This window comes from Cocleimonas flava, assembly GCF_004339015.1.
Classification (GTDB): domain Bacteria; phylum Pseudomonadota; class Gammaproteobacteria; order Thiotrichales; family Thiotrichaceae; genus Cocleimonas; species Cocleimonas flava.
Window position 1 is genome coordinate 1,232,296 of sequence record NZ_SMFQ01000002.1, and the last position, 22,120, is coordinate 1,254,415.

Consider the following 22,120-nt stretch of genomic DNA (forward strand, 5'->3'; position numbering starts at 1 on the left):
TGATAGACGCCTACTGTGATTATTTCTATCGATATTGATAACACTTATTGATTCAGAATGATTCAGGCGTTATCTTCATGATATGACAAAATCTAGTGATATTGAGCAAAGGAAATACCCCGAAATGATTGCTGCGGTAGACCTTGGCTCAAACAGTTTTCACCTAATTGTAGCGCGCGTTGATGAACATGGTAATTTTTCCATGGTTGATCAAATGAAAGAAATGGTGCGCTTACGAGGTGGTCTTGACGAATACAATAATATGGACAGGGCAGTCGCGCAAAACGCACTGGAATGTCTGCAACGTTTTGGTGATCGTGTTCGGCATTTAAAATCATCAGCGGTCAAAGCGGCGGGTACCAATACACTGCGCACCATGAATAACTCCACAGAGTTTCTGCGTAAGGCAAACAAAGCACTCGGTCATCGTATTGATATTATTCCGGGGCGTGAAGAAGCTCGTCTGGTTTATCTGGGCGTATCGCATACCTTATCCGATGATGAAGGCAAGCAGCTGGTCGTTGATATTGGTGGTGGTAGTACCGAGTTTATTGTCGGCAAAAAATTTGAGCCTAAACGTCTAGAGAGCCTTAATTTCGGTTCGGTCAGTGTCACTAAACGATTTTTCCCCAATGGTGATTTGAGTCCAGCTAATTGGCAGACGGCAAATACCGTTTTACGCCTTGAGATAATGCCGATTCAACGCGAGTATTCTCAACAAAACTGGAAGCGTGCAATAGGTTCTTCGGGAACGATCAAGGCTACGCTGGCTATTATTCAGGAACTTGAACTGGGCCGGTTTGTGATAACGCTAGAGGGTTTATACGAAATTCGGGATAGATTAATCGCTATTGGCAATACCGACGATATAAATTTACCTGGGTTAAATCAAAACCGCGCGCCTGTGTATGCGGGTGGACTTGCTGTGATCATCGCAGTGTTTGAGGCATTGAGCATAGAAGAAATGACTGTGTCTGAAGGGGCACTGCGTGAAGGTTTGCTCTACGATATGCTCGGGCGAATAAATCACGAAGATGTCCGTGATCGTTCTGTAAAAGACCTGATGAGTCGATTTAATATCGATGTTGAGCACGCAGAGCAAGTGAAGAAAACGGCATTGCATTGCTTTTCTCAGGTTAGAAAAGACTGGAGCTTGAATAAAAAGCGTAGCAATACACTGGCCTGGGCGGCAGATTTGCACGAGTTGGGCATGAGCATTACCCACGATAAACATCAATTACAAGGTGCGCATATTCTGGATCATGCTGATATACCCGGTTTTAACCAGAGACGTCAGCATTGGTTGGCGGTCATGGTGCAAACGCATCGTAAAAAAATAGAAAGCGAAATATTCGACACCTTGCTAGAAGATGACCGTCAAACGATCATCTATCTCTGTGTGCTATTACGTATTTCAGTATTATTGCATCGTTCCAGACAGGATAAAGAAATCCTGCCGACTGTTACTGCGTCAAAAAACAGTATGCATATCACTTGTTCTAAGTCGCTTAAAGATCAGGCATTGTTAGAAGCAGACCTGACTCAAGAAAAAGTGTGGTTAGAGAAAATAGGCTTTAATTTAACCTTTTAGCGGTTATTATTCTGCATAAAAGACGCTTTGGTCATTAAGATCATCATTTCGTCTACTAAAATTACCATTTCATGGTTTTTTACTGAATACTTATGCACTGATTGTCTACACAGTAATACAGACAACATAACCGGGGCAATTCATGAAAAAGATCGCAATCATTATCGCGGACCTAGATTTAGGTGGCGGACAACGTGTGGCAATTAATCTTGCTAATGCTTTAGCGAAAGAAAATGAGGTTAGTATCGTTATTTTTCAGGATGACGATATACACTACGATGCTCCCGGAAAGTTGATTCATCTGGATTGCCCACAAAAAGACAACATTATTGGTAAAGCATTCAATGTTTTGAAACGTGCCTATCGTTTAAGAAAGCTGATTAAAAAAGAAAAGTTTAATCATGTTTATGGCTTTATGGAAACCGCTAACTTCCCGACAGCTTTGGTCTTTAATGACGCTGCACTGTCCGTGCATTGTAACCCTCGTGAACTCAGCTTCTTCGAATCTACACTTGTGAAGCTTACTTATCCTCGGGTTAAGAATATTATCGCGGTCTCTGAAGATGTTGCCTCAATACTCAAAACAGATTATTCATTGAGTAATGTTTCTCGTATTTATAATCCGGTTGATGTGGAAGACATTGTTGCGCAGGTCGAAAAACCTTATGAACATCCAAAGCCTTATATCGTTGCACTGGGCAGATTCCACGAAGTAAAACGCTACGACTTGCTAATCAATGCATACGCTAACAGCAAGATGAAGGAGGACTGTGACCTGATTATTGTGGGTGATGGTGACCTGCGAGAAGATCTGGAACGTCAGGTAAATTCATTACAAATCCATCATAAAGTGCATTTTGTAGGAACCCAAAGCAATCCTTTTCCCTATCTCGCCGGTGCTAAATTCCTGACATTAACTAGTCGTACCGAAGCATTTCCGATGGTTCTTATTGAAGCTTTGGCACTTAAAACGCCTGTGGTTGCGACTGATTGCCCGACAGGGCCAAGAGAGATCGTTCGTCATGGTGAAAATGGTCTACTGGTCGAAAATGAAAATACCGAGGCTTTTACCCAAGCCATAGACGACTTGTTTTATAACGAGCTTATGCTGCAAAAGTTTAGAAATAATGCAATCGATTCGATTCAACACCTTTCTGGTGGTGTTATCGCGAAAGAGTGGTTATCACTTTAAGCAAGTCTCTTTTACAAGGACTGAAATATTAGGACTAAAATATTCGACTGGGAATAAGATATTCAATCTTCTTCTGTTCTATCGGTTGTGCTACATTCATTTTAAAAATGGAGCATTTCATGAAAAATAAAAGACACCTCCCCACTTACAGGGCTTTTTTTGCATTGGCTTTAACATGCCTGTTTTCAGTGACCTCTGTGTTTGCCAGTGATCTTGAGAAAGAAAAGCGCTGGGCAGAACAAATCAGTGATTCTTTGTTTGATGGCGAAGCGATAGAGTTGAACGATGGTAGTAATGACTTCTTAGCTATCGATACGCGTGCAGACGAACCAAGTGATGTGGCTGTAATCGTGATCCATGGTATTGGTATTCATCCAGATTGGGAAACCGTCGTAAAGCCACTGCGTGTTGAGTTAGCAGAAAAGGGTTGGAATACGCTCTCACTGCAGATGCCAGTTCTTGCAAATGATGCAGACAGTGAAGACTACGAACCCTTGATGAAAGAAGTACCTGCCAGAATTGATGCGGGGATTCGGTATCTGGCTAAGGAAGGCGCAAAGAAAGTAGTAATCGTTGCGCATAGTCTGGGCGCACGCATGGCTAACTACTACTTATCGCATAAAAAAGTCTATAAAGAAGCGCATACAGAAACGCCGATAGTTGCTTATATTGGTATTGGAATGAATACAGATAATGAGCAGTTTCTAAAAAACATTAAAATTCCGGTTTTAGATTTATATGGGGAAAAAGATCTGGAAGGTGTGTTGAGTTCAACAGAGACTAGAAAACAGGCAGCCTCACAAAACAAAGGATACAAACAGCAGAAAATTGCAGGCGCAAATCACTTCTTTGAGGGCCACGATGATGATTTGGTGAATGCAGTGGTTATAGAGTTACAAAAATATTAGTGTCAGAGTTCTGTTTGAACAATAAAACGATACAAAAAAGCCGACGATAACGTCGGCTTTTTAATGTTCGATTGCGATTACTGTAGCTAGTTAGATGTATAAACAGATATCTGACTCGCCAGCAAAATCAAAGAAAGTTGCTGCACCTACATAGTCCAGACCATCCATAAAATCTTTTTCTGCATCAAAGCCGAAGAGATCAACCGTCATCTGACACGCGAGAAATCTAACTTCTGCTTCCTGACATAACTCACGCAATTCCGAGATTGAAGCCACACCATTATTGGAAATCGTCTTCTTCATTAAGGTCGTCGCAATGGCTTCGTAGCCAGGTAGGTTCGACTGAATAATATTAGGAATATTCCAGTTAATATCCTTGAACCATTTTGGTCCCACTGGCATTTTCATCGGCATACCAGGATTTCCAAGTGGGCTAACTTGTAGATCACTGATGTCTTTCTTTAAAAGTTGTAGGCCATAAAATGTACAAAAAACTTCTACTTCATAACCTAAAGCAGCCGCTGTTGATGCCAGAATAAAAGGAGGGTAAGCCCAGTCCAGTGTGCCTTTAGTGGCGATAATAGCTAGTTTTTTCTGCTCCATTTTTCTACCTCTGAAATTATATGTTTATATCGTAATTTGCCCGAGTATAACAGAAAACAATAATATTCTGAAATACTATAATACATTGTGTGTATAGAATGTATTAATTGCAATATAGCGTCGATTACATAAATATAACGGACAATTTTTATTGCTAGATGCATAATCAATCGGCAAGTAATTTTAACAGGCATATAGACAAATGAGAGTTTCGCGTTTTTATCAGGAAGGTGACATAAAAGTGGGTGAAGAATTGGCGTTAACTCAGGCCAATCATCGTCATGCAGTGCAAGTGTTACGCTTAAAAGAAGGAGATGATCTGATTCTCTTTAATGGACAATCAGGAGAATATGCGGCAAAAGTAAGTGCGACAGATAAGCGAAATTCACAAGTGATTGTGGAAGACTACGATCCTGTAAATCGCGAATCATCACTTTCAATTTCCTTAATATTGGCGAATATCAAGCCTGATAAAATGGATTTTGCGATTCAAAAAGCCGTTGAACTGGGTGTTTCTACGATTCAACCGATGTATACAAAACGCAGTGTCATAAAACTCAAAAGCAACCGCCTCGAAAAAAAGATGCAACATTGGCAAGGCGTTATCATTGCGGCTTGTGAGCAATCAGGGCGAACTGCTATCCCTGCAATAAAAGAACCCTGTGATTTTGACGAAATTTTCTCTGCTTATGATGGGACTACTCAAATTTCAATGCTGCCTGGTTCGGAAAATAAAATACAACAAATGAAACTCGATGAGAGCCATAACGGAGTATCGATAATTATTGGGCCAGAAGGTGGCTTTAGCAATGAAGAAGAGCAATTGATGCAATCAAAAAATGTTCAATCTGTGAATTTTGGTAAACGGATATTACGTGCAGAGACTGCCGTAGTAGCTGGTATAACTGCATGTCAGATGGCCTGGGGTGATTTGTAATTATTATTACCGGTCGCTGTGCTTATGTCTGTTTGCAGTGTTTTTCGTCAACAAATCAACAATTGTAGAAGCGTGTTGTGCTTAATTATGCTTTTATCAACACGTGGGAGAGTGTGCGTTCGAGAGAGTTACTTTATTTTTATAGATATGAAGTGCTTTCAAGTTGAAGTATGGAAATGATATTAATCAATAAGCCTATGGAGACGACTATGATTACGCGACTAATTGCAGGTACTGTATCGACTTTGATCACTTTGTGTTTGATAGCTACAACGAATGTGGCTATTGCAGCAGACAAAACAAGTGCTGATATTGGTAAAAAAGAATTTTTGAATAACTGTGCTGTATGCCATGGTATAACGGGTAAAGGCGATGGTTCTTTTGTTGAATTATTAAAAAAGGCGCCATCTGACCTAACCCTAATCAGCAAACGCAATGGCGGCGTTTACCCCTTAATTAAAGTGTATAACCTAATATCAGGAGTCGACAGAATTGCTTCCCATGGAACGCTGGAAATGCCGATTTGGGGTGAACGATATAATCAAGAGATCGTTAAGGAAGTTGGACCAATGAATACTGGACCAAGTCCATCAGTTCGTGAGCGAATTCTTGAATTAGTTTTCTATATCGGAACTCTTCAGCAAAACCCTTGAAGTTTGAGATCAGAAACGACAGGAACACCATTGATAAATGATATGTTAGTTAGCGGTGTCACTGGCACTTTATCTCCGGGCAGTAGAATACCGATCAAATTTAGTGGATCCGCCGAAGAAATCGTAATCGATTGATCTGCTTTGTTATTTTTACGGGATTTTCGCAGTACATTGAGTGCTTCGGGTAAAGCGAACTGCTCGCCACTGACACCATTTACAAAACGTCCACCACGAATTTCACCGCGCGCTTCCATACGCCAGTAAACGCGTAATAAATCACGCCATTGCGGTAGGTTGTTTTCGCGTTCTAACACTTTACGGAAGATGACGCCGTAACGATGCAGTAGCGTCCATGCGATGAATTCTATTTCATCCTGATTCAGTGAGGCTTGAGTTGTTTCTGTGTTGTTGATTTGTCTGATTAAACTCCAGCGACCGGCATTATCGAAAGGTGAAACTTTGGCGGTGCTTCTTCCGCGCCGTGCGTGAAATTTGGGGCGTTTAGCTGAAGGCGTAATCAATGCACGTAAGCCTACGTAGGCATCTGATGTAACTAATCCCCAATTCACTAACTCGCCCAATGCATCTTCGACCTGAGTACGCAAAATGCCAGTGTGTTGAACAATGTCGAAGAAGAATAAAGCACCATGATTGCTTAACGCTTCAGCGACTTTTTCTGCATAGGGGCTGAGTTTGTATTCGTCGGGTTTTCCTGCGAGTTGTTTCCATTGGGAAAGATGGCTTCGTTGCAATAAGGCAATGGGAGTATTCTTCACGGGTGATTTCTTCTTGGTAAGTTTTTTACTTGAAGAGGCGACATTCAAGCGTAGCCAGTTAATTCTTCCAGAAATACAGAGACTATCTAGCATATCGATACTGAAATTTTTGATGCGCGCTGGCAATACGCCATCTTGCCACGCAGCCGCAGAAAGCGAAATACCTTCCAGTTGTTCGAGTACGTGGGCAAGGGATTCAGTGCCTTCGCCTTTATCCACCAAACCCTGCCATTCAAATAAGAAGGACATATAGTTGGCGAGTGAAACGGGTTCAATTTCACGGCGTAGTCGAGAAATAGTATAGCGATGGATGCGTGCGAGCAGTCTGCGCTCACACCATTCAACTTCGCTATTTTGTCGGGTGAAGTGACCTTGAATAACGAAGCCTTCCTGTTCAAGCGCCAGTAAAACCTGATTGGTTTTATTTGCATCGATTCCTAATGGTTGACCTAGTTGCTCGGCAGTGACAGGACCGAGCCCTTCCAGCCTACTGCGTAAAATTTCCAGTAATGGGTTCTCTGTAGAAAAAGTGCCTATAAGTGGGGGGGTGACATTTTGTTTGTTATTAGTAGATTCGAGGCTAGTTATTTCACGGTTTGATTCAGGTATAACCGCCAGAAACTCGTGTAACCGTTCTGCAGCAACCCATAAAATATCTGCATTACTATCGGAGTGGTTTATCTTAATTTTATGCGCACGACTATCGTTGGCTAGCTCATCAAACATGTGTTGCCAGCCACAATTGCTAATCACGTCGACAGCGCTATTCGATAATACTTTGCCTTGCTCAGTTTCAAGAATAAAACCCAATACCATCAGCGCATCGTGTAATTCATCGGCGGTGCGAACAATCGGCCAGGCTTCTTCACGAACTTTATCTATTGCTGCATTATCTAATTTGCGTAATGAGGCGGCATCCTCCGTGCTCATAAATGGCTGAGATTTAATCGCCATAGTGCGGCGTTCTTCAGCCTCGCCATCGTCGAGGAATGCGTAAGGTTTAGCGGTAATCACTTCTTGTGAAAGCGGCGATGGAGAGGTTAAATCACAACAGGTGATATTGATTTTGCCCGTTTCGATCTTCTGTAAGACATCGATTAAACCATCGATATCCATGGTTTCGTTCAGGCAGTCTTTGATGGTTTGTTCTACCAAAGGATGATCAGGAATTTCGCGTTCACCAGCGATATTTTCCAGACAGGCAATCTGATCGGGAAACACCACGGCCATTAAATCTTCGGCATCAGAGCGCTGAAAGTAGGGGGGTGACCTTCGGCCAAAACGATTGCGTAAAACGGCTAATGAAATCGTCGCATTCCAGCGCCAGCGCGTCGGGAATACAGGCGCATCTAGCATCGCCTGGATTAACACTTCACGCACTGTTTTCGAATTTAGATAACGGGCGACTTCCTCCATGGGGAAGCTATGAGTGGATGACAATGACAGCACAATACTGTCTTCCAGCGCCGCTGCTTGTAATTCGAAATTAAACTTACGGCAAAAGCGTTTTCGTAAAGCCAGACCCCATGCTTTATTGATGCGTGATCCAAAAGTGGAGTGAATCACGAAATGCATATCCCCCACTTCATCAAAGAAGCGTTCGAAAAGCACATTGCTTTGTGTCGGCAGTAAGCCCAACGCCGCTTTGGCAGCAGCCAGATAAGCAACTAATTGTTCGGCAGCACTTCGTGATAAGTGATATTCAGCCCGCAAAAAAGCGATTGCGCATTCTTCGCTTTCGTCGAGTAATTCATCGACCGTTTCACGCAAGGCGGATACGGTTCCTGATAATTCATCGGTACGACCCAATGCATCACCCACCCAGAAAGGAATGTTAGGTGGTTGACCATCCGCATCTTCGACAAACACTTTGCCGATTTCTGATTTTAAAATTCGATAAGAGCGATTACCCAATTGGAAAATATCTCCGGGCAGGCTTTCAAAGGCAAAGTCTTCGCCCACGCTTCCAATACGATAACCTTCAGGTTGCAATACCACATCACAATCGAATTGATCGGGAATTGCGCCGCCATTTGTCAGCGAAATAATACGCGCACTTTTACGTGGTCGAGCACGACGGTTGATACCATCATAATGTATGTAGGCACCGCGTCTGCCGCGTCGCGTAGAAAAACCATCCGCTAGCATCTTTATAATGTCATCGAAGGTTTTTTGCGCAAGCTCGGCGTAGGGTAGTGCTTTTTTAAATGTCTGATAGAGTTCGTCGACGTTCCATTCGCGTGCGCTAACTTCTGCCACGATTTGTTGTGAGAGCACATCCAGCGGTTGTTTGGGAATAATAACCCGATCTAAATCATCCTGATTTGCGGCATGTAATAAGGCGGTGGTTTCAACTAGCTCATCACGACTTAATGGAAAAATACGACCTTTAGGGGTTGCGCCAACGGCATGCCCTGAACGTCCAACGCGTTGTAAAAATGCGGCAATCGACCGAGGTGAACCGAGTTGCACAACCAGATCAATATCACCAATATCGATACCTAATTCTAAGGAGGCTGTGGCGACTAAGCATTTAAGATTACCTGCTTTCAGGCGTTGCTCGGCTTCGAGTCGTTTTTCTTTTGCCATACTGCCATGGTGCGCCATGACGTTTTCTTCGCCTATTCGATCAGCCATGCTTTTGGCAACGCGTTCGGCTAAGCGTCGAGTATTTACAAAGATCAGAACCGATTTATGCGTATTGGAAAAGTATTCGAGGCGCGCGTAAATCTCTTCCCAGATTTCATTCGACATGATTGCGCTAAGTGGTGAGGCTGGCATTTCAATGGCAAGATCGCGCTCGCGAGAATGACCTGTGTCGATAATCGCGCATTCCTCATCGCGATCACCGACTAGAAACTTCGCCATGGTCTCGATGGGTTTCTGTGTGGCGGATAAACCGATGCGTTGCAGATGAGATTCTGGATTGTGTTCTTTAGTGAGCGCTTCCAGTCTTTCTAATGAGAGTGTTAGGTGTGAGCCACGTTTACTCCCTGCGATGGCGTGAATTTCATCGATGATGACGGTTTGCACGGTGCTTAACATTTTTCTGCCAGACTCAGAAGTCAGCATAATGTAGATCGACTCTGGGGTGGTGACGAGGATATGCGGCGGTGTGCGAATCGCTTTGGCACGCTCAGCCTGAGGTGTGTCACCGGTTCTCACCCAGGCGCGCGCATCGACATCGTGTAAACCTAATTCTAATAGTGAATCACGGACGCCTTGCAACGGTTGTTGTAAGTTGATTTGAATATCGTTGGAAAGGGCTTTTAATGGTGAGATATAAAGAACGCGGGTTTCATCTTCCAGCCCGCGTTCCAGTCCTTCTTTTATTAGCTGGTCGATCGCTGATAAAAATGCGGCGAGCGTTTTACCCGAACCTGTTGGCGCTGCGAGTAATGTGTGTTTCCCCTGATTTATTGCAGACCACGATTGCTCCTGAACATCCGTTGCTGCTTTAAAGTTAGAATTAAACCAGCGGGTGATGGCCGGATGGAAACTAGGAGAACTCATTATATGATAATACGCTTTTTGTTCGCTTTTCTCCAGTCTGTAATTATTTTGCCCTTTTAACAGACATTTAGCTGATCTATGTTCTGAAAAAACTCGCTAAAAGTGGGGGGGTGTATTGTAGAATAAAGAAATGAGCGAAACGCGACGTAAATGGCTGTATCAAGTATTAGAAAAAAGTCATAACAGTACTTTTGGGTATGTCATCAATATCAGTTTGATGGTGTTGATTTTTTTGAATGTGGTCAGCATTGTTGCGGCATCTGAGCAGAGTATTCATGATAAGTACGCCGTGTTTTTTCGCTGGATGGATTTGTTTGCATTGGTGGTTTTCACCATTGAATACTTTATGCGTATCTGGGTATCTATCGAAAGAGAATCGAAAGATGAACGTCGCCCGATAATGACTCGTCTACGCTATATGATTACCCCAATGGCACTGGTGGATTTATTGGCGATATTACCGTCTTATTTACTTTTCCTCGGTCACGATTTTCTTATTTTAAGGGCATTGCGATTAATCAGAGTGTTTAAGTTGACGCGTTATTCGCGGTCGATGGAATTGCTCACCACTGTTTTTAAACAAGAAGCCGAGACAATTCTTTCGGCAATATTCGTGTTGATGATTCTTATTGTGATTTCAGCATCGGGTATCCATATTGTTGAAGGAAAAATTCAACCAGAAGAATTCGGAAGCATTCCAAGGGCTTTGTGGTGGGCAACGGTTACATTGACGACGGTAGGTTATGGTGATGTCGTTCCGGTAACCGGAATAGGGCGTGCGCTTGGTATATTAATAGTAATCACCGGTGTCGGTATGGCAGCGTTACCTGCAGGTATATTGGCTGCTGGTTTTACATCGGAAGTGACGCGTAGGAGAGAGCATTTTAAGACTGCGCTGATGGTTTGGGTAGAAGACGGCACTTTTAGTAAACATGAAAATTCCGAATTTATTGAGTTGAGATTGAATCTCGGCATATCTAGAACAGACGCAGCCATCATGCTGCGTGAAGCCAGAGCAATAAATAAACGGAATAAAGTTAAAAAAAATAACACCAGTGTCAACGTCTGCCCCAATTGCGGATTTGATCACAATGAACATGCTGCTGAAGCAGCTAAAGAAAATGCGATTAGCAAAGATAGAGAATAATTAAATGAAAAGAGCGGAACAATTACAAGACTTGTCGAGAGAGCACCACGGATCATTGGTGATGGCTAAACGCATTGCTGAGGTTGCTGAATCTGGAGATGAAGCAGCCATTGCGGAGGCAATCGAAAAGGTTAAAGATTACTATGAAAATGAGCTAGAAGTGCATTTTCAGCACGAAGAGCGAACCATTTTCGCCCCGATCTTTAAAGAGTATAGAGAGCATATTGGCATCGCCACACAGCTATTAAAAGAGCATGGTGCAATGCGAATGTTAATGCCAAAACTTCATGTGGCCAGTGCAAGAGAAGATCTGGCGGAGTTTGCAAGCATGCTAAAAAATCACACGCGTATTGAAGAAAGAGAGTTGTTCCCGATTGTGGAATCAACCTTTAGTGATGAGCAGCTGGATGCAATCCTGAATTTTGTGCCTTTAGATTAATCATAAAAAAACCTCCCCAAAGTGGGGAGGTAGCTATCTGTTTTTTTATACTGTTTACACGAATGGAATCGTTTAGTGAATTAAGCTTTTTTCATGTAAGAGGCGCGAAGTACGATACGAGTACCATTAATGCGCCCTTCGATTTGTGAGGTGTCATCAGTAAGCGATATGCCTTTTACTAAGGTGCCGCGTTTTGCGGTGAAGTTTGCGCCTTGAATCACCAAATCTTTAACCAATGTAACAGAGTCGCCGTTATTTAATGCTGTTCCGTTAACATCTAAGGTTGGTTCATCATTATCTGCGCCTGGACCTACACCTGCCATTGCCCACTTTTTTGTCTCGTCTTCTAAATACATCATATCTAAAAGATCTTGCGGCCAACCTTCACTTTTCAGGCTATTAAGCAGTCTCCATGCCATCACTTGAACGGCTGGTATCTGACTCCACATGCTGTCATTCAAACAACGCCAGTGATTTGCATCCATGCTGGATGGGTTTTCAATTTGGGATTTACAGGTTTCGCAAATTATGATGCTGGTATCAACTGTCGGGTTGGTTTCCGGTGGTACTACAAAAACACTCAGATCATTTTCTGCCGAGCATAGTTCGCATTTGCTTTCACTTCGGTCTTTTAGGGATTGTTCTAGGCTCATCTCTCTCTTCTCGCAATAGTAATCTGTTTTTGGGTGATGCTAAAAAAAACGGGATTATGCCACAGATGAAGAATCAGATGTTTAGGATTTTGGGCGCCAGATAATGGATTCGAGAGACCAGCCTTGTAAAACATCTGCAGGTGGAATTTTGCCTGTAACCGGGTTATCCCACTTGCCATTGAAGACATAGAGAATATTTGGTGTATTCGGAGCGTAGCACAGTACTTTTCCAGACATATCAGAATAGCCTGCCTGGCATTGCTCATTTTGACCGTAGGTATACACTTTATTGTAGAGTGTCCCAAGATGATGACCTAGGCTGTTCTGGATAATGTTGTCTTCAATAATGACTGAGTAAATGTTTTTGTGTGCCGCATCAGGGATGATATTTAATATGGTTTTTACGCCTTCCGAAATGCGTATGGCTGGAAATGGATTACCATCCTGAAAATTGACCTCTTCAACAACACTGTAATCGCTAAATGCCAAGGTCATCTGGTGCATATTGAATGATGTAGTGGCATTGATGGGACCAATACCATCTGCAGATAAAATTATGGTTTTATCTTCCACAGCTGCTGTGGTGTCTTGTTTGGCATCATCATTATCACAAGCTGTTAAGCCTAAAGATAAAATAAGGGTGAATAAGAACACTGATAACGTATTTTTAGATACGTTTAGTACTGCATTTTCCATAATAAATTTTTATCCATATATAGTTGCCTAACTATTGAGCATTCTCTCATAAAGCAATTACGAGAACAATCAGGCGAGAGTGTATATGGGGGACTTGATTGAGGATAAGTTCGATAATTTTGAACTTTCTTTGATGTCTGCTAACTAAAGGGTTTGATGTTATTTACACAATTGTTATTTTTTATATATTTTATTGTTAGAAATGCATAAAAAATAAGCGAAAGAAAGTTTAAATTAAGCTTTATTAGCAAATCATCTTTTGCTAATATGCGCCGAAATTGGCACTTATCCCCCCTTTTGGAGTGTCAGAACGAGGAAGAAATTAAGATGTTTACTAATAAACCCCTTAGCGTTTATGGATTAACGCTAGCTGTGCTATTGAGTTTTGTATTCTCAATGTCAGCAAATGCAAGCCCACGGAATAAGAACAGCGTTATCACTAAAACGAAAACTGCTGAAGAAACCAGGCAACTACAACTAGCATATAAAGCGTTGATTGCAGAGTTTGATAAAAAAGCAGCTTCTGTCAAAGCGAAATTATCATCAGAAAAGAGCAGCGGAAAAGCAAAGTTAGTTAAAGCGTCTTTAACCGCGGCTAACTACTCTGATTATGATAAAAGCCTACATGTGACAGCAACTGCATACACTTCTCATGCTGATCAAACAGATAGCACCCCTAATATTGCTGCATGGGGAGATAGATTGAAGCCCGGTATGAAAGCAATTGCGGTATCTCGTGATCTTTTAAAAGTACACGGATTAAAGCATAAGCAAAAAGTGAGAATCAAAGGCCTAGAAGGCGAATACGTTGTGCTAGATAAAATGAACAAGCGCTGGCGCAAGAAAATCGATATTTATATGGGTATGAACAAACGTAAGGCATTTAAATGGGGTCGTCGAAAAGTAGAAATACTTTGGAACCAAATCTAATTTATACCCTCTAACGTTTAAAGAACATCCCCTTTGGCCTGCAACTTAGCAGGCTTTTTTTATGCCTTTTTTTACGACAATGATTATTATCGTTTTTAGATTACTGGTATTTGCCCATCACTCTCAGGTTAATGGAATAGATTGTTGGCAATTATGAGTAAAATATTTAGCCCAAGAATCGCAACTAACGGTGATAAATCCATCATGCCTACAAGTGGAACAACTTTACGAATAGGTCTTAAAATAGGGTTAGTCAGGCTGTTAATTAATGGCACCAATGGGTTGCCTTGAGCGTTTCCTACCCAGCTCAAAACCGCCTGGATAATAAGAGCAATGATGTAAATCCAGATTATGGTTTTTACCAATTCTCCCAAGGCAAACAGTAAGGTTTCAGGGAACATAATTGCACCCTTACTAATCAGGAACAGTAAACTTAACTTTATCCAGGTTAACGCGTAAGCCAAAACAACCGCAGATGTGTCGACACTTCCGAATGACGGAATAAAGCGTCTGAGTGGCACTAACACAGGGTTTGTTATTTTTACCAAAAACTGTGAGAAAGGGTTATGAAAGCTCGCGCGCGCAAAGCCCAGCAGTAGACGAATCACCACCGCACCGATATATAAAGAAAAAACGGTTTCTATTAAAAAGATAACGATTTGAGAGACGACTGAAAGTCCTAATATTGATAAACCTAACACTGATAACTTCTCCAGTTATTATTGGGTGATAATGTAAAAAAGGGAAAAAAGGCCCCAAAGTAGGGGGGTGGCTTTTTATATTTTACTTAATTCTTTCGAGCGAATTGCAGCTGCAACCAATGCTTCTTCAAAGATGCTAGGTAAGCCGCCATCCACAAGTTTTTTTAAAGCTGCTTCGGTGGTTCCGCCTTTTGATGTGACTCTTTGACGTAACACAGATGCATCATCGCTACTTTCTAAAGCTAGTTTAGCCGCGCCAAACGCAGTTTGTAAGACCAGTAAGCGGGCGTCTTCAGCGCTTAATCCCATTTTTTGCGCGGCTTCCTGCATTGCTTCCATAACCAGGAAGAAATATGCCGGACCGCTACCAGATACAGCGGTAACCGTATCCATTAAACCTTCATTATCTAACCAAAGTGTACTTCCGACTGCGCGCATAATGCTTTCAGCCAGATTCTTTTGTTCTTCTGACACTTGTTCATTCGCAAAAAGCCCTGTCATTCCAGACTGCACCAGCGAAGGTGTATTTGGCATACAGCGAACAACCGCGGGAGAATAACCTCCTAACCACTTTTCAAGATTTTCTAAATTAATGCCTGCCGCGATAGAAATAACCAAGGGATTTTGAGCCTCAAAGACTTCTGCGAGTGGTTCGCACACCATCTGCATAATCTGAGGTTTAACCGCAAGAACAACAACATCCGCACCATCAATAGCTTCGGCGTTATTTACATAAGAGTTTATAGCTGCCCAGTTTGCAGTAATACCCGTCAATTGTTCTTCATTAGGGTCTGAAATACGAATGTTATGCTTACTGCCGTCTTGAACTAAACCTGCTATTAGACTGCGAGACATGTTTCCCGCGCCAATAAAAGTGATCGTTTTTCCCATGCTATTAAGTAATCCCTGTGTGAATGTATTTTAGTATTCGCGTTGACCAAAAATGGCTGTGCCTATTCTAACCATGGTCGAGCCGCCTGCAATAGCGGCTTCTATATCATTACTCATACCCATTGAAAGTGTATCAAGCTCTATCCCTAGTTCAAGGCTTAGTGCCTCTTTTATGGCACTGACTTTAGCAAATACGTCGAGTTGTTTGTCGAAGTCATCTTCAGGAGCGGGAATAACCATCAAGCCTCTAAGAGTCAAATGAGGCAGTTTGATAATTTCTTTCGCTACATTTGTTACTTCATCTACTGAAAGACCAGATTTACTCTCTTCACCGCTGATATTCAATTGAATGCAAACAGAGAGTGGGTCTAGGTTTTCTGGGCGTTGATCATTCAGTCTTTGCGCTATCTTCAGGCGATCAATAGTGTGAACCCAGTCTGCAATTTCAGCTATTTTTTTGGTCTTATTGGATTGTAACGGACCTATAAAGTGCCATTCGATATCTAAGTCAGATAACTCCTGATATTTATCCCAGAGTTCTTGTACGTAATTCTCGCCGAATGCTCTTTGGCCGCATTCATAAGCTTCTCGTATTTTGGTGCTGTCGTGCTTTTTACTTACGGCGAGTAGTTTGACTGAATTTTCTGCTCGATTATATTGCAGTGAATACTTTTTCAGTTTTGCACCGATTGTCTGGAGATTGTCACTTATTTGAGTCATATATGATAAATTTATGGCGTAAATGTCAGTAGTAATAGTTTTTGGCACTGGGGATAGTGCCCTAACTAGCATCTAAATAACAATGGAAACGATGTTATTAGAATAAAAGAATTTAAATACTGACTCCAATAATTAATAACAATAAATAAAAGTAGTCATTTATGGATATTACACAGTTACTCGCTTTCTCGGTAAAAAACAAAGCATCAGATTTACATATTTCAGCAGGGGAGCCACCGATTATTCGTGTCGATGGTGATATGCGTCGAGTCAATATGCCTGAACTAGAGCACAAAGAAGTGCATAGTATGGTGTACGACATCATGAATGACAAACAGCGTAAAGCTTACGAGGAAAATTGGGAAACTGACTTTTCCTTTGAAATTCCCGGTGTGGCTCGTTTTCGTGTAAACGCATTTAATCAGAATCGTGGTGCAGCAGCGGTATTTCGTACCATCCCCAGTAAAGTACTTTCGCTAGAAGACCTAGATGCTCCGGCAATCTTCAAGAAGATTTCTGATAAGCCTCGTGGATTGGTATTGGTTACAGGACCAACAGGTTCTGGTAAATCAACTACGCTGGCGGCAATGATCGACTACAAGAATGAAACCGATCACGGTCACATTCTAACGATCGAAGACCCAATAGAATTTGTTCACAACAGTAAAAAGAGTTTGGTTAACCAGCGTGAAGTTCACCGTGATACGCAAAGTTTTGATGCATCACTTAGATCTGCACTTCGTGAAGATCCAGATACTATTCTGGTTGGTGAGATGCGTGACCTTGAAACGATTCGTTTGGCGCTAACAGCGGCAGAAACAGGTCACTTGGTATTCGGGACACTACATACAACTAGTGCGCCTAAAACCATTGACCGTATTGTTGATGTTTTCCCAGCGGCAGAAAAAGACATGGTGAGATCAATGATTTCTTCATCGTTGCAGGCAATCATTTCACAAACACTACTAAAACGTGTTCAGGGTGGTCGAGTAGCGGCACATGAAATATTGATTGGTACTAACGCAATTCGCAGCATGATTAAAGAAAACAAGCTGGCACAAATGCGTTCTGCCCTTCAAACAGGTGCAGCAGACGGTATGCAGACACTGGATCAAAGTCTACAGAAGTTAATGACCTTGGGTCATATCTCTCGTGATGTTGCTATGAAGAAGGCAGATAATCCACAAGCGATTATGGAACGAAGCTAATTTTTAGCCAATCGGATAAAAATCTGCATAAGAATGGCTTGTTGATACAAAAGCAATCACATTAAGAATAATAACGATTATAAAAGTGAAGAATAAAAATGGATAAAGAAAGCGCGATAAGTTACGTCCACCAGTTGTTAGATTCAACTCTGGATAAGAATGCATCTGACTTGTTTATTACTTCGATGGCTGCCCCATCAATTAAAGTTGATGGTCAAATGAAGCCTCTGTCGAACCAGAAGCTGAATGCAGAGCAGGCAGGTTTTATTGTTCGTTCGATTTTAAATGATAAGCAATTGAAAGAATTCGAAGAGCACATGGAGTGTAACTTCGCGATTAGCTTGCCAGGTAAAGCCCGTTTTCGTGTGAATACATTTACACAACGTGGCGCGCCAGGCATGGTTTTACGACATATCCCTGATTATATTCCTTCGTTTAAAGAGTTAGTACTTCCACCCGTTTTGAAAGACATTGCGATGACAAAACGTGGTTTGGTTATCATGGTGGGTGCGACAGGTTCTGGTAAATCTACCAGCTTGGCTTCGATGATCGATTACAGAAATAAAAACTCAATGGGTCACATTGTTACGATTGAAGACCCGATTGAATTCACTCACGAGCATCATCAGTGCTTAGTGACTCAACGTGAAGTGGGTGTTGATACAGATAGCTATGAAATAGCGATGAAAAACACCTTACGACAAGCACCAGACGTTATTCTGCTAGGTGAGGTAAGAGATAGAGAAACCATGGAGTATGCGATCGCTTACGCAGAAACGGGACATCTATGTTTGACCACATTGCATGCAAACAGTACCAACCAGGCACTTGATAGAATTATCAACTTCTTCCCGGAAGAACGTCGTGATCAATTGCTTATGGATTTGTCATTAAACCTCAAAGGTGTGGTATCACAACGCCTCGTAAGAAAAGTTAAAGATGACGGTCGTTTACCTGCGGTAGAAGTGATGTTGAATACACCGATGATGGCAGACTTGATTTACAGAGGTGATATTCCAGCGATTAAAGAATTAATTTCTAAATCTAACCAGTTGGGCATGTGTACTTTCGATCAGGCGCTATTCCGCTTAATTGATGCTGGTATGATTACGGTTAAGGAAGGTTTACGCAATGCTGATTCGGTGAATGATTTACGTCTTCAGTTGAAGTTGAATAGCCGTCAGGCGAAGAAAGGTGATTTCTTTAAGGGTACTGAGTCACTTGCGATGGAAACATTGGACGAGTACACACCTAAACTATAATAAACCTTAGGGCTTAAACAGTAGCGTTACTAGAATCGTTAATAAAAAATAACTAATAAAAAATCACATTGATTGATCTTTCAAGGCTGAAAACATTATGAAACTAATCCCCTATCTAGAGCTTATGGTCAAAAGAGAAGCTTCTGACTTGTACTTAACTACAGGTGCTTTTGCTTCTATCAAAGTCATGGGAAGCCTTGAGAGCATTTCAAAAAATAAATTGATGCCTGGCGTTATCGCCGCATTTGCCAAAGAGTTGTTATCCGATAAAGAATGGGCCGTTTTTCATCGTACCAAAGAGATGAATAAAGGTGTTTCGGTCAGAGACCTTGGTCGCTTCCGAGTCAATGTCTACTTTCAGCGTGGCGAAGTATCGATGGTTATTCGTTATGTAAGATCAGATATTCTGGCTCCTGAAGCCTTGGGATTACCGGAAGTTTTAAAAGATTTGGTGATGAAAAAAGAAGGTTTATTCTTGTTCGTAGGCTCTACCGGTGCGGGTAAATCAACGTCGATGTCATCACTGATTCAATACAGAAATCAACGTGCTTCGGGGCATATTCTAACCATTGAAGATCCTATCGAATTTACTTACCGGCATGATAAATCCATTATCGGACAGCGCGAAGTAGGGTTTGATACACACTCTTATGAAAATGCCATGCGAGAAGCCATGCGTGAAGCACCTGATGTCATTATGGTAGGTGAGATTAGAAGTACTGCAACCGTAGAAGCAGCAATGGGTTTTGCCGATACTGGTCACCTCGTTATCAGTACCCTGCATGCAACAAACTCGATTCAGGCACTGGAACGTTTAATTTACTTGCTGCCTGCTGATCAAAAAGACCGTGTGTTAATGGATCTATCTTTGAACCTGAATGCGATCATTGCGCAGCGTCTTATTCCAAGTCTGGATGGTCGTTATGCCCTTGCTACTGAAGTGTTGGTGAATTCACCGTTTTCAGCAGAAGTTATTCGAAAAGGACGTATGCAAGAGCTTAAAGATATCATTGAGAAAGGTGGCGCGGATGGTATGCACACCTTCGACCAGTCACTTGCTGAGTTATTTAAAGCGGGTAAAATATCTCGTGAAAATGCACTTGAACATGCGAGTTCTAAAAACAACCTTGAATGGATGCTTAGCTTTGACGGTAAAGCCGAAGAGCAGAATGAGCGTTCCATCAATAGTAAACCTGTATTATCTGGGGCCTTACCAGAGATTTCTTAAACCATTCTTTACTGAGCCTTCTTTGGATTCACTCTCAAGAAGGCTCTTTTCTCTTCGTTCTTAAGAAATACCACTTACTCAACAAACACCATTAAAGAAACTTTTATTGAGAAATAAAGGTTTACTATCTATAGTAATAGCTCGCTTAATTTCTTTTATACAAAGTACGAGGAGCCTTACTTGAATATCAATGACTTGCTTTTTGATAAAAACAATACAGATGCAATTTCGGAATTTGCCAATAATTTTGGTGTCAATGAATCTGAAGCCAAAGACGCAATCTCATCTTTAGCAGACTCTCTTTCCCGCGGTCTCGGAGCAAATACACAAGAGGTTAAAGGCCTTGATAGCTTGATGGAGGCTTTAGAGAAAGGAAACCATTCCCGTTACCTGGATGACCCTTCTTTATTGGGTAAGAAAGAAACGACTCAAGAAGGAAACGACATCCTCGGTCATATTTTTGGCGATAAAGATGTTAGCCGTCATGTGGCGAAACGTTCATCGAAAGAAACAGGACTAGGAAGTAGTTTATTGAAGAAGATGTTGCCTGTTGTAGCAACAATGGTAATGGCTTCTTTAGGCAAGAAGATGCTTGGTGGTAGTAAAACTGCGCCATCTAGACAGGAATCTTCAGGTTTTCTGACTAATTTACTCGATGCCGATAAAGACGGTTCTATGATAGATGATGTTTTAGGCATGGCGTTTAAAGCATTTATGGCACGTTAAAAAGTACCTGGTTCTGCATAAATTCTATATACATTTTCGAATAACAAAAACGTAATAACATTCAGAAGTGTGGAGGTGGCTATTTTCTAGCTGATAATTGCTTTGAAAATAACGAAAGCCACCCCCCTACTTTGGGGCGGTTTTTTTAGTAATGCCTTGTGTAACGACAAATGGCTGGACGATTTAATCGTTAAATAAAGCTATTGACGATGTCATTAACGAAATGCCAGCCTTTATCTGTTGGTTTATATTTTTCATTGTCGTATTCGATCAATTCTTTTTGTATTAATGTATTTAATTTCTCTTCAACAGCAGAAAAAGAAAGCAGCGTTCTGGTCTCAAACAGCTCTTTAGTGAAGCCTTCTTTTAATCGCGCAGCATTCAACATAAATTCAAAATCAAGGTCTTCTGTGGCCAGTTTTTTCTCGCTGGAACGAGCTTTGCCATTAATACCTTCACCCATATATTTTTCTGGATGACGATATTTTGTGTGACGCTTAATCTCACCATCAGGCATGCTGATTTTTCCATGAGCACCAGCGCCAATCCCCAAGTAATCCCCAAACTGCCAATAATTTAGATTGTGTCGACACTGTTTGCCTTCTTTGGCATAAGCGGATACTTCATACTGATAATAACCAGCATCCGCTAGAAGTTTTTGACCTCGTTGTTGCATCTCCCAGAGTATTTCATCGTTTGGAGTAACCGGTGGAGAGTGATGAAATAGGGTGTTTTCTTCGATGGTTAATTGGTACCACGAGATATGAGTGGGGTTGGCATCTATTGCTTGTTGAAGGTCAGCAATGGCTTGATCTATTGTTTGTTTAGGTAAGCCATACATAATATCCAGATTAAAATTATCGAAGCCTGCCTGTTTCGCAATGTGAGTCGATTTTTGTGCTTCATTTGCACCGTGAATTCTTCCTAAGGCTTTCAGGTGCTTGTTATTAAAACTCTGGATGCCAATGGAAAGACGGTTGATTCCTGCTTGTCGATAAGCACTAAAACGCTCTTGTTCAAAAGTACCAGGATTAGCTTCCATGGTAATTTCTGTATTCGGGCGAATAGTTAGCCTTTCTCTTAAGCTGGATAAGAGTTGATCCATAGCCTTAGCTGAATACAGGCTAGGGGTTCCGCCGCCGATAAAAATCGATTCAATTGATCTGCCCCATATTTGAGGTAGTTCTGATTCCAAGTCGTTGATCAGTGCATCCGAGTATTGTGCTTCAGGGATTTCTCCCTTGGCTTGATGTGAGTTGAAATCACAATATGGGCATTTTTTTACACACCAGGGGATGTGAACATAGAGGCTTAACGGAATAGGTGTCATTTAGGTTTTGATGCTA

General features: G+C 41.7%; 20 protein-coding genes. 12 read left to right on the forward strand and 8 right to left on the reverse strand.

All coding sequences use genetic code 11. From position 1 onward, the window contains the following. Window positions 1-82 precede the first annotated feature (82 nt). The 3 genes from EV695_RS05650 (at window position 83) to EV695_RS05660 (ending at window position 3,691) form a co-directional block, all read left to right on the forward strand. On the forward strand, window positions 83-1,591 hold the full coding sequence (locus EV695_RS05650; protein ID WP_131904915.1) for a Ppx/GppA phosphatase family protein: 1,509 nt from the start codon (window positions 83-85) through the stop codon (window positions 1,589-1,591). A gap of 142 nt (window positions 1,592-1,733) precedes the next feature. After that, window positions 1,734-2,783 (forward strand): glycosyltransferase, encoded by a 1,050-nt coding sequence (locus EV695_RS05655; protein ID WP_131904916.1) that lies wholly within the window; start codon window positions 1,734-1,736, stop codon window positions 2,781-2,783. Window positions 2,784-2,902: 119 nt separating this feature from the next. After that, entirely contained in the window at window positions 2,903-3,691 is a 789-nt protein-coding gene (locus EV695_RS05660) for a DUF3530 family protein (protein ID WP_165874627.1), read from the forward strand. Window positions 3,692-3,781: 90 nt separating this feature from the next. Here the strand turns inward: EV695_RS05660 and dsrE2 are convergent, their stop codons facing one another. Then, window positions 3,782-4,294 carry a sulfur carrier protein DsrE2 gene (gene dsrE2 / locus EV695_RS05665; RefSeq protein ID WP_131904918.1) on the reverse strand — a complete coding sequence of 171 codons (513 nt, stop codon included), beginning with the start codon at window positions 4,292-4,294 and terminating at the stop codon, window positions 3,782-3,784. 202 nt (window positions 4,295-4,496) lie between these two features. Between dsrE2 and EV695_RS05670 the strand changes: the two genes are divergently transcribed. Beyond that, window positions 4,497-5,231, forward strand: coding sequence for a 16S rRNA (uracil(1498)-N(3))-methyltransferase (locus EV695_RS05670; protein WP_131904919.1), 735 nt, complete (start codon window positions 4,497-4,499; stop codon window positions 5,229-5,231). Window positions 5,232-5,440: 209 nt separating this feature from the next. Beyond that, window positions 5,441-5,884: a c-type cytochrome gene (locus EV695_RS05675; protein ID WP_165874628.1), complete on the forward strand. Its 444-nt coding sequence runs from the start codon at window positions 5,441-5,443 to the stop codon at window positions 5,882-5,884. Here EV695_RS05675 and EV695_RS05680 read toward each other — a convergent pair. Further along, entirely contained in the window at window positions 5,869-10,173 is a 4,305-nt protein-coding gene (locus EV695_RS05680; RefSeq protein ID WP_131904921.1) for a DEAD/DEAH box helicase, read from the reverse strand. The two genes, EV695_RS05675 and EV695_RS05680, sit on opposite strands and share 16 nt — an antisense overlap. Window positions 10,174-10,303: 130 nt before the next feature. On the opposite strand from EV695_RS05680, the gene EV695_RS05685 reads away from it, so the two are divergent. After that, entirely contained in the window at window positions 10,304-11,320 is a 1,017-nt protein-coding gene (locus tag EV695_RS05685) for an ion transporter (protein WP_131904922.1), read from the forward strand. Window positions 11,321-11,324: 4 nt separating this feature from the next. Further along, window positions 11,325-11,759 (forward strand): hemerythrin domain-containing protein, encoded by a 435-nt coding sequence (locus EV695_RS05690; protein WP_131904923.1) that lies wholly within the window; start codon window positions 11,325-11,327, stop codon window positions 11,757-11,759. Between the two features lie 80 nt (window positions 11,760-11,839). Here the strand turns inward: EV695_RS05690 and EV695_RS05695 are convergent, their stop codons facing one another. Further along, window positions 11,840-12,412, reverse strand: coding sequence for a PhnA domain-containing protein (locus tag EV695_RS05695; RefSeq protein ID WP_131904924.1), 573 nt, complete (start codon window positions 12,410-12,412; stop codon window positions 11,840-11,842). 81 nt (window positions 12,413-12,493) lie between these two features. Beyond that, a complete protein-coding gene (locus EV695_RS05700; protein WP_131904925.1) occupies window positions 12,494-13,108 on the reverse strand; it encodes a DUF1131 family protein in 615 nt (204 codons plus the stop codon). Between the two features lie 327 nt (window positions 13,109-13,435). Here EV695_RS05700 and EV695_RS05705 point away from each other — a divergent pair, with 327 nt between their 5' ends. Further along, a complete protein-coding gene (locus EV695_RS05705) occupies window positions 13,436-14,038 on the forward strand; it encodes a 3D domain-containing protein (RefSeq protein ID WP_207906956.1) in 603 nt (200 codons plus the stop codon). Between the two features lie 128 nt (window positions 14,039-14,166). Here EV695_RS05705 and EV695_RS05710 read toward each other — a convergent pair whose 3' ends face one another. The 3 genes from EV695_RS05710 to EV695_RS05720 form a co-directional block, all read right to left on the reverse strand. Next, window positions 14,167-14,739, reverse strand: coding sequence for a YggT family protein (locus EV695_RS05710; RefSeq protein WP_243651483.1), 573 nt, complete (start codon window positions 14,737-14,739; stop codon window positions 14,167-14,169). A 75-nt stretch (window positions 14,740-14,814) separates the two neighbouring features. Next, on the reverse strand, window positions 14,815-15,630 hold the full coding sequence (proC, locus tag EV695_RS05715) for a pyrroline-5-carboxylate reductase (RefSeq protein WP_131904926.1): 816 nt from the start codon (window positions 15,628-15,630) through the stop codon (window positions 14,815-14,817). Between the two features lie 30 nt (window positions 15,631-15,660). Then, window positions 15,661-16,350, reverse strand: a complete 690-nt coding sequence (locus EV695_RS05720; RefSeq protein WP_131904927.1) for a YggS family pyridoxal phosphate-dependent enzyme — start codon at window positions 16,348-16,350, stop codon at window positions 15,661-15,663. 161 nt (window positions 16,351-16,511) lie between these two features. On the opposite strand from EV695_RS05720, the gene EV695_RS05725 reads away from it, so the two are divergent. The 4 genes from EV695_RS05725 (at window position 16,512) to EV695_RS05740 (ending at window position 20,774) form a co-directional block, all read left to right on the forward strand. Next, the gene (locus EV695_RS05725) at window positions 16,512-17,558 is read left to right on the forward strand and encodes a type IV pilus twitching motility protein PilT (RefSeq protein WP_131904928.1); all 1,047 of its coding nucleotides are present in this window, start codon (window positions 16,512-16,514) and stop codon (window positions 17,556-17,558) included. 98 nt (window positions 17,559-17,656) lie between these two features. After that, window positions 17,657-18,820, forward strand: a complete 1,164-nt coding sequence (locus EV695_RS05730) for a PilT/PilU family type 4a pilus ATPase (RefSeq protein ID WP_131904929.1) — start codon at window positions 17,657-17,659, stop codon at window positions 18,818-18,820. A gap of 97 nt (window positions 18,821-18,917) precedes the next feature. Continuing rightward, window positions 18,918-20,048, forward strand: coding sequence for a PilT/PilU family type 4a pilus ATPase (locus tag EV695_RS05735; protein ID WP_131904930.1), 1,131 nt, complete (start codon window positions 18,918-18,920; stop codon window positions 20,046-20,048). Window positions 20,049-20,228: 180 nt separating this feature from the next. Beyond that, complete coding sequence (locus EV695_RS05740) at window positions 20,229-20,774, forward strand: DUF937 domain-containing protein (RefSeq protein ID WP_165874629.1); 546 nt, start codon at window positions 20,229-20,231, stop codon at window positions 20,772-20,774. Between the two features lie 190 nt (window positions 20,775-20,964). Here EV695_RS05740 and hemW read toward each other — a convergent pair whose 3' ends face one another. After that, on the reverse strand, window positions 20,965-22,104 hold the full coding sequence (gene hemW, locus EV695_RS05745; RefSeq protein WP_131904932.1) for a radical SAM family heme chaperone HemW: 1,140 nt from the start codon (window positions 22,102-22,104) through the stop codon (window positions 20,965-20,967). Between the last annotated feature and the right edge of the window lie 16 nt (window positions 22,105-22,120).

What these genes read in the sequence shown, in the direction of transcription:
- EV695_RS05650 (WP_131904915.1), top strand. Translation starts at nt 83, where the DNA reads ATGACAAAATCTAGTGATATTGAGCAAAGGAAATACCCCGAAATGATT.
- EV695_RS05655 (WP_131904916.1), top strand. Translation starts at nt 1,734, where the DNA reads ATGAAAAAGATCGCAATCATTATCGCGGACCTAGATTTAGGTGGCGGA.
- EV695_RS05660 (WP_165874627.1), top strand. Translation starts at nt 2,903, where the DNA reads ATGAAAAATAAAAGACACCTCCCCACTTACAGGGCTTTTTTTGCATTG.
- dsrE2 (WP_131904918.1), bottom strand. Translation starts at nt 4,294, where the DNA reads ATGGAGCAGAAAAAACTAGCTATTATCGCCACTAAAGGCACACTGGAC.
- EV695_RS05670 (WP_131904919.1), top strand. Translation starts at nt 4,497, where the DNA reads ATGAGAGTTTCGCGTTTTTATCAGGAAGGTGACATAAAAGTGGGTGAA.
- EV695_RS05675 (WP_165874628.1), top strand. Translation starts at nt 5,441, where the DNA reads ATGATTACGCGACTAATTGCAGGTACTGTATCGACTTTGATCACTTTG.
- EV695_RS05680 (WP_131904921.1), bottom strand. Translation starts at nt 10,173, where the DNA reads ATGAGTTCTCCTAGTTTCCATCCGGCCATCACCCGCTGGTTTAATTCT.
- EV695_RS05685 (WP_131904922.1), top strand. Translation starts at nt 10,304, where the DNA reads ATGAGCGAAACGCGACGTAAATGGCTGTATCAAGTATTAGAAAAAAGT.
- EV695_RS05690 (WP_131904923.1), top strand. Translation starts at nt 11,325, where the DNA reads ATGAAAAGAGCGGAACAATTACAAGACTTGTCGAGAGAGCACCACGGA.
- EV695_RS05695 (WP_131904924.1), bottom strand. Translation starts at nt 12,412, where the DNA reads ATGAGCCTAGAACAATCCCTAAAAGACCGAAGTGAAAGCAAATGCGAA.
- EV695_RS05700 (WP_131904925.1), bottom strand. Translation starts at nt 13,108, where the DNA reads ATGGAAAATGCAGTACTAAACGTATCTAAAAATACGTTATCAGTGTTC.
- EV695_RS05705 (WP_207906956.1), top strand. Translation starts at nt 13,436, where the DNA reads ATGTTTACTAATAAACCCCTTAGCGTTTATGGATTAACGCTAGCTGTG.
- proC (WP_131904926.1), bottom strand. Translation starts at nt 15,630, where the DNA reads ATGGGAAAAACGATCACTTTTATTGGCGCGGGAAACATGTCTCGCAGT.
- EV695_RS05720 (WP_131904927.1), bottom strand. Translation starts at nt 16,350, where the DNA reads ATGACTCAAATAAGTGACAATCTCCAGACAATCGGTGCAAAACTGAAA.
- EV695_RS05725 (WP_131904928.1), top strand. Translation starts at nt 16,512, where the DNA reads ATGGATATTACACAGTTACTCGCTTTCTCGGTAAAAAACAAAGCATCA.
- EV695_RS05730 (WP_131904929.1), top strand. Translation starts at nt 17,657, where the DNA reads ATGGATAAAGAAAGCGCGATAAGTTACGTCCACCAGTTGTTAGATTCA.
- EV695_RS05735 (WP_131904930.1), top strand. Translation starts at nt 18,918, where the DNA reads ATGAAACTAATCCCCTATCTAGAGCTTATGGTCAAAAGAGAAGCTTCT.
- hemW (WP_131904932.1), bottom strand. Translation starts at nt 22,104, where the DNA reads ATGACACCTATTCCGTTAAGCCTCTATGTTCACATCCCCTGGTGTGTA.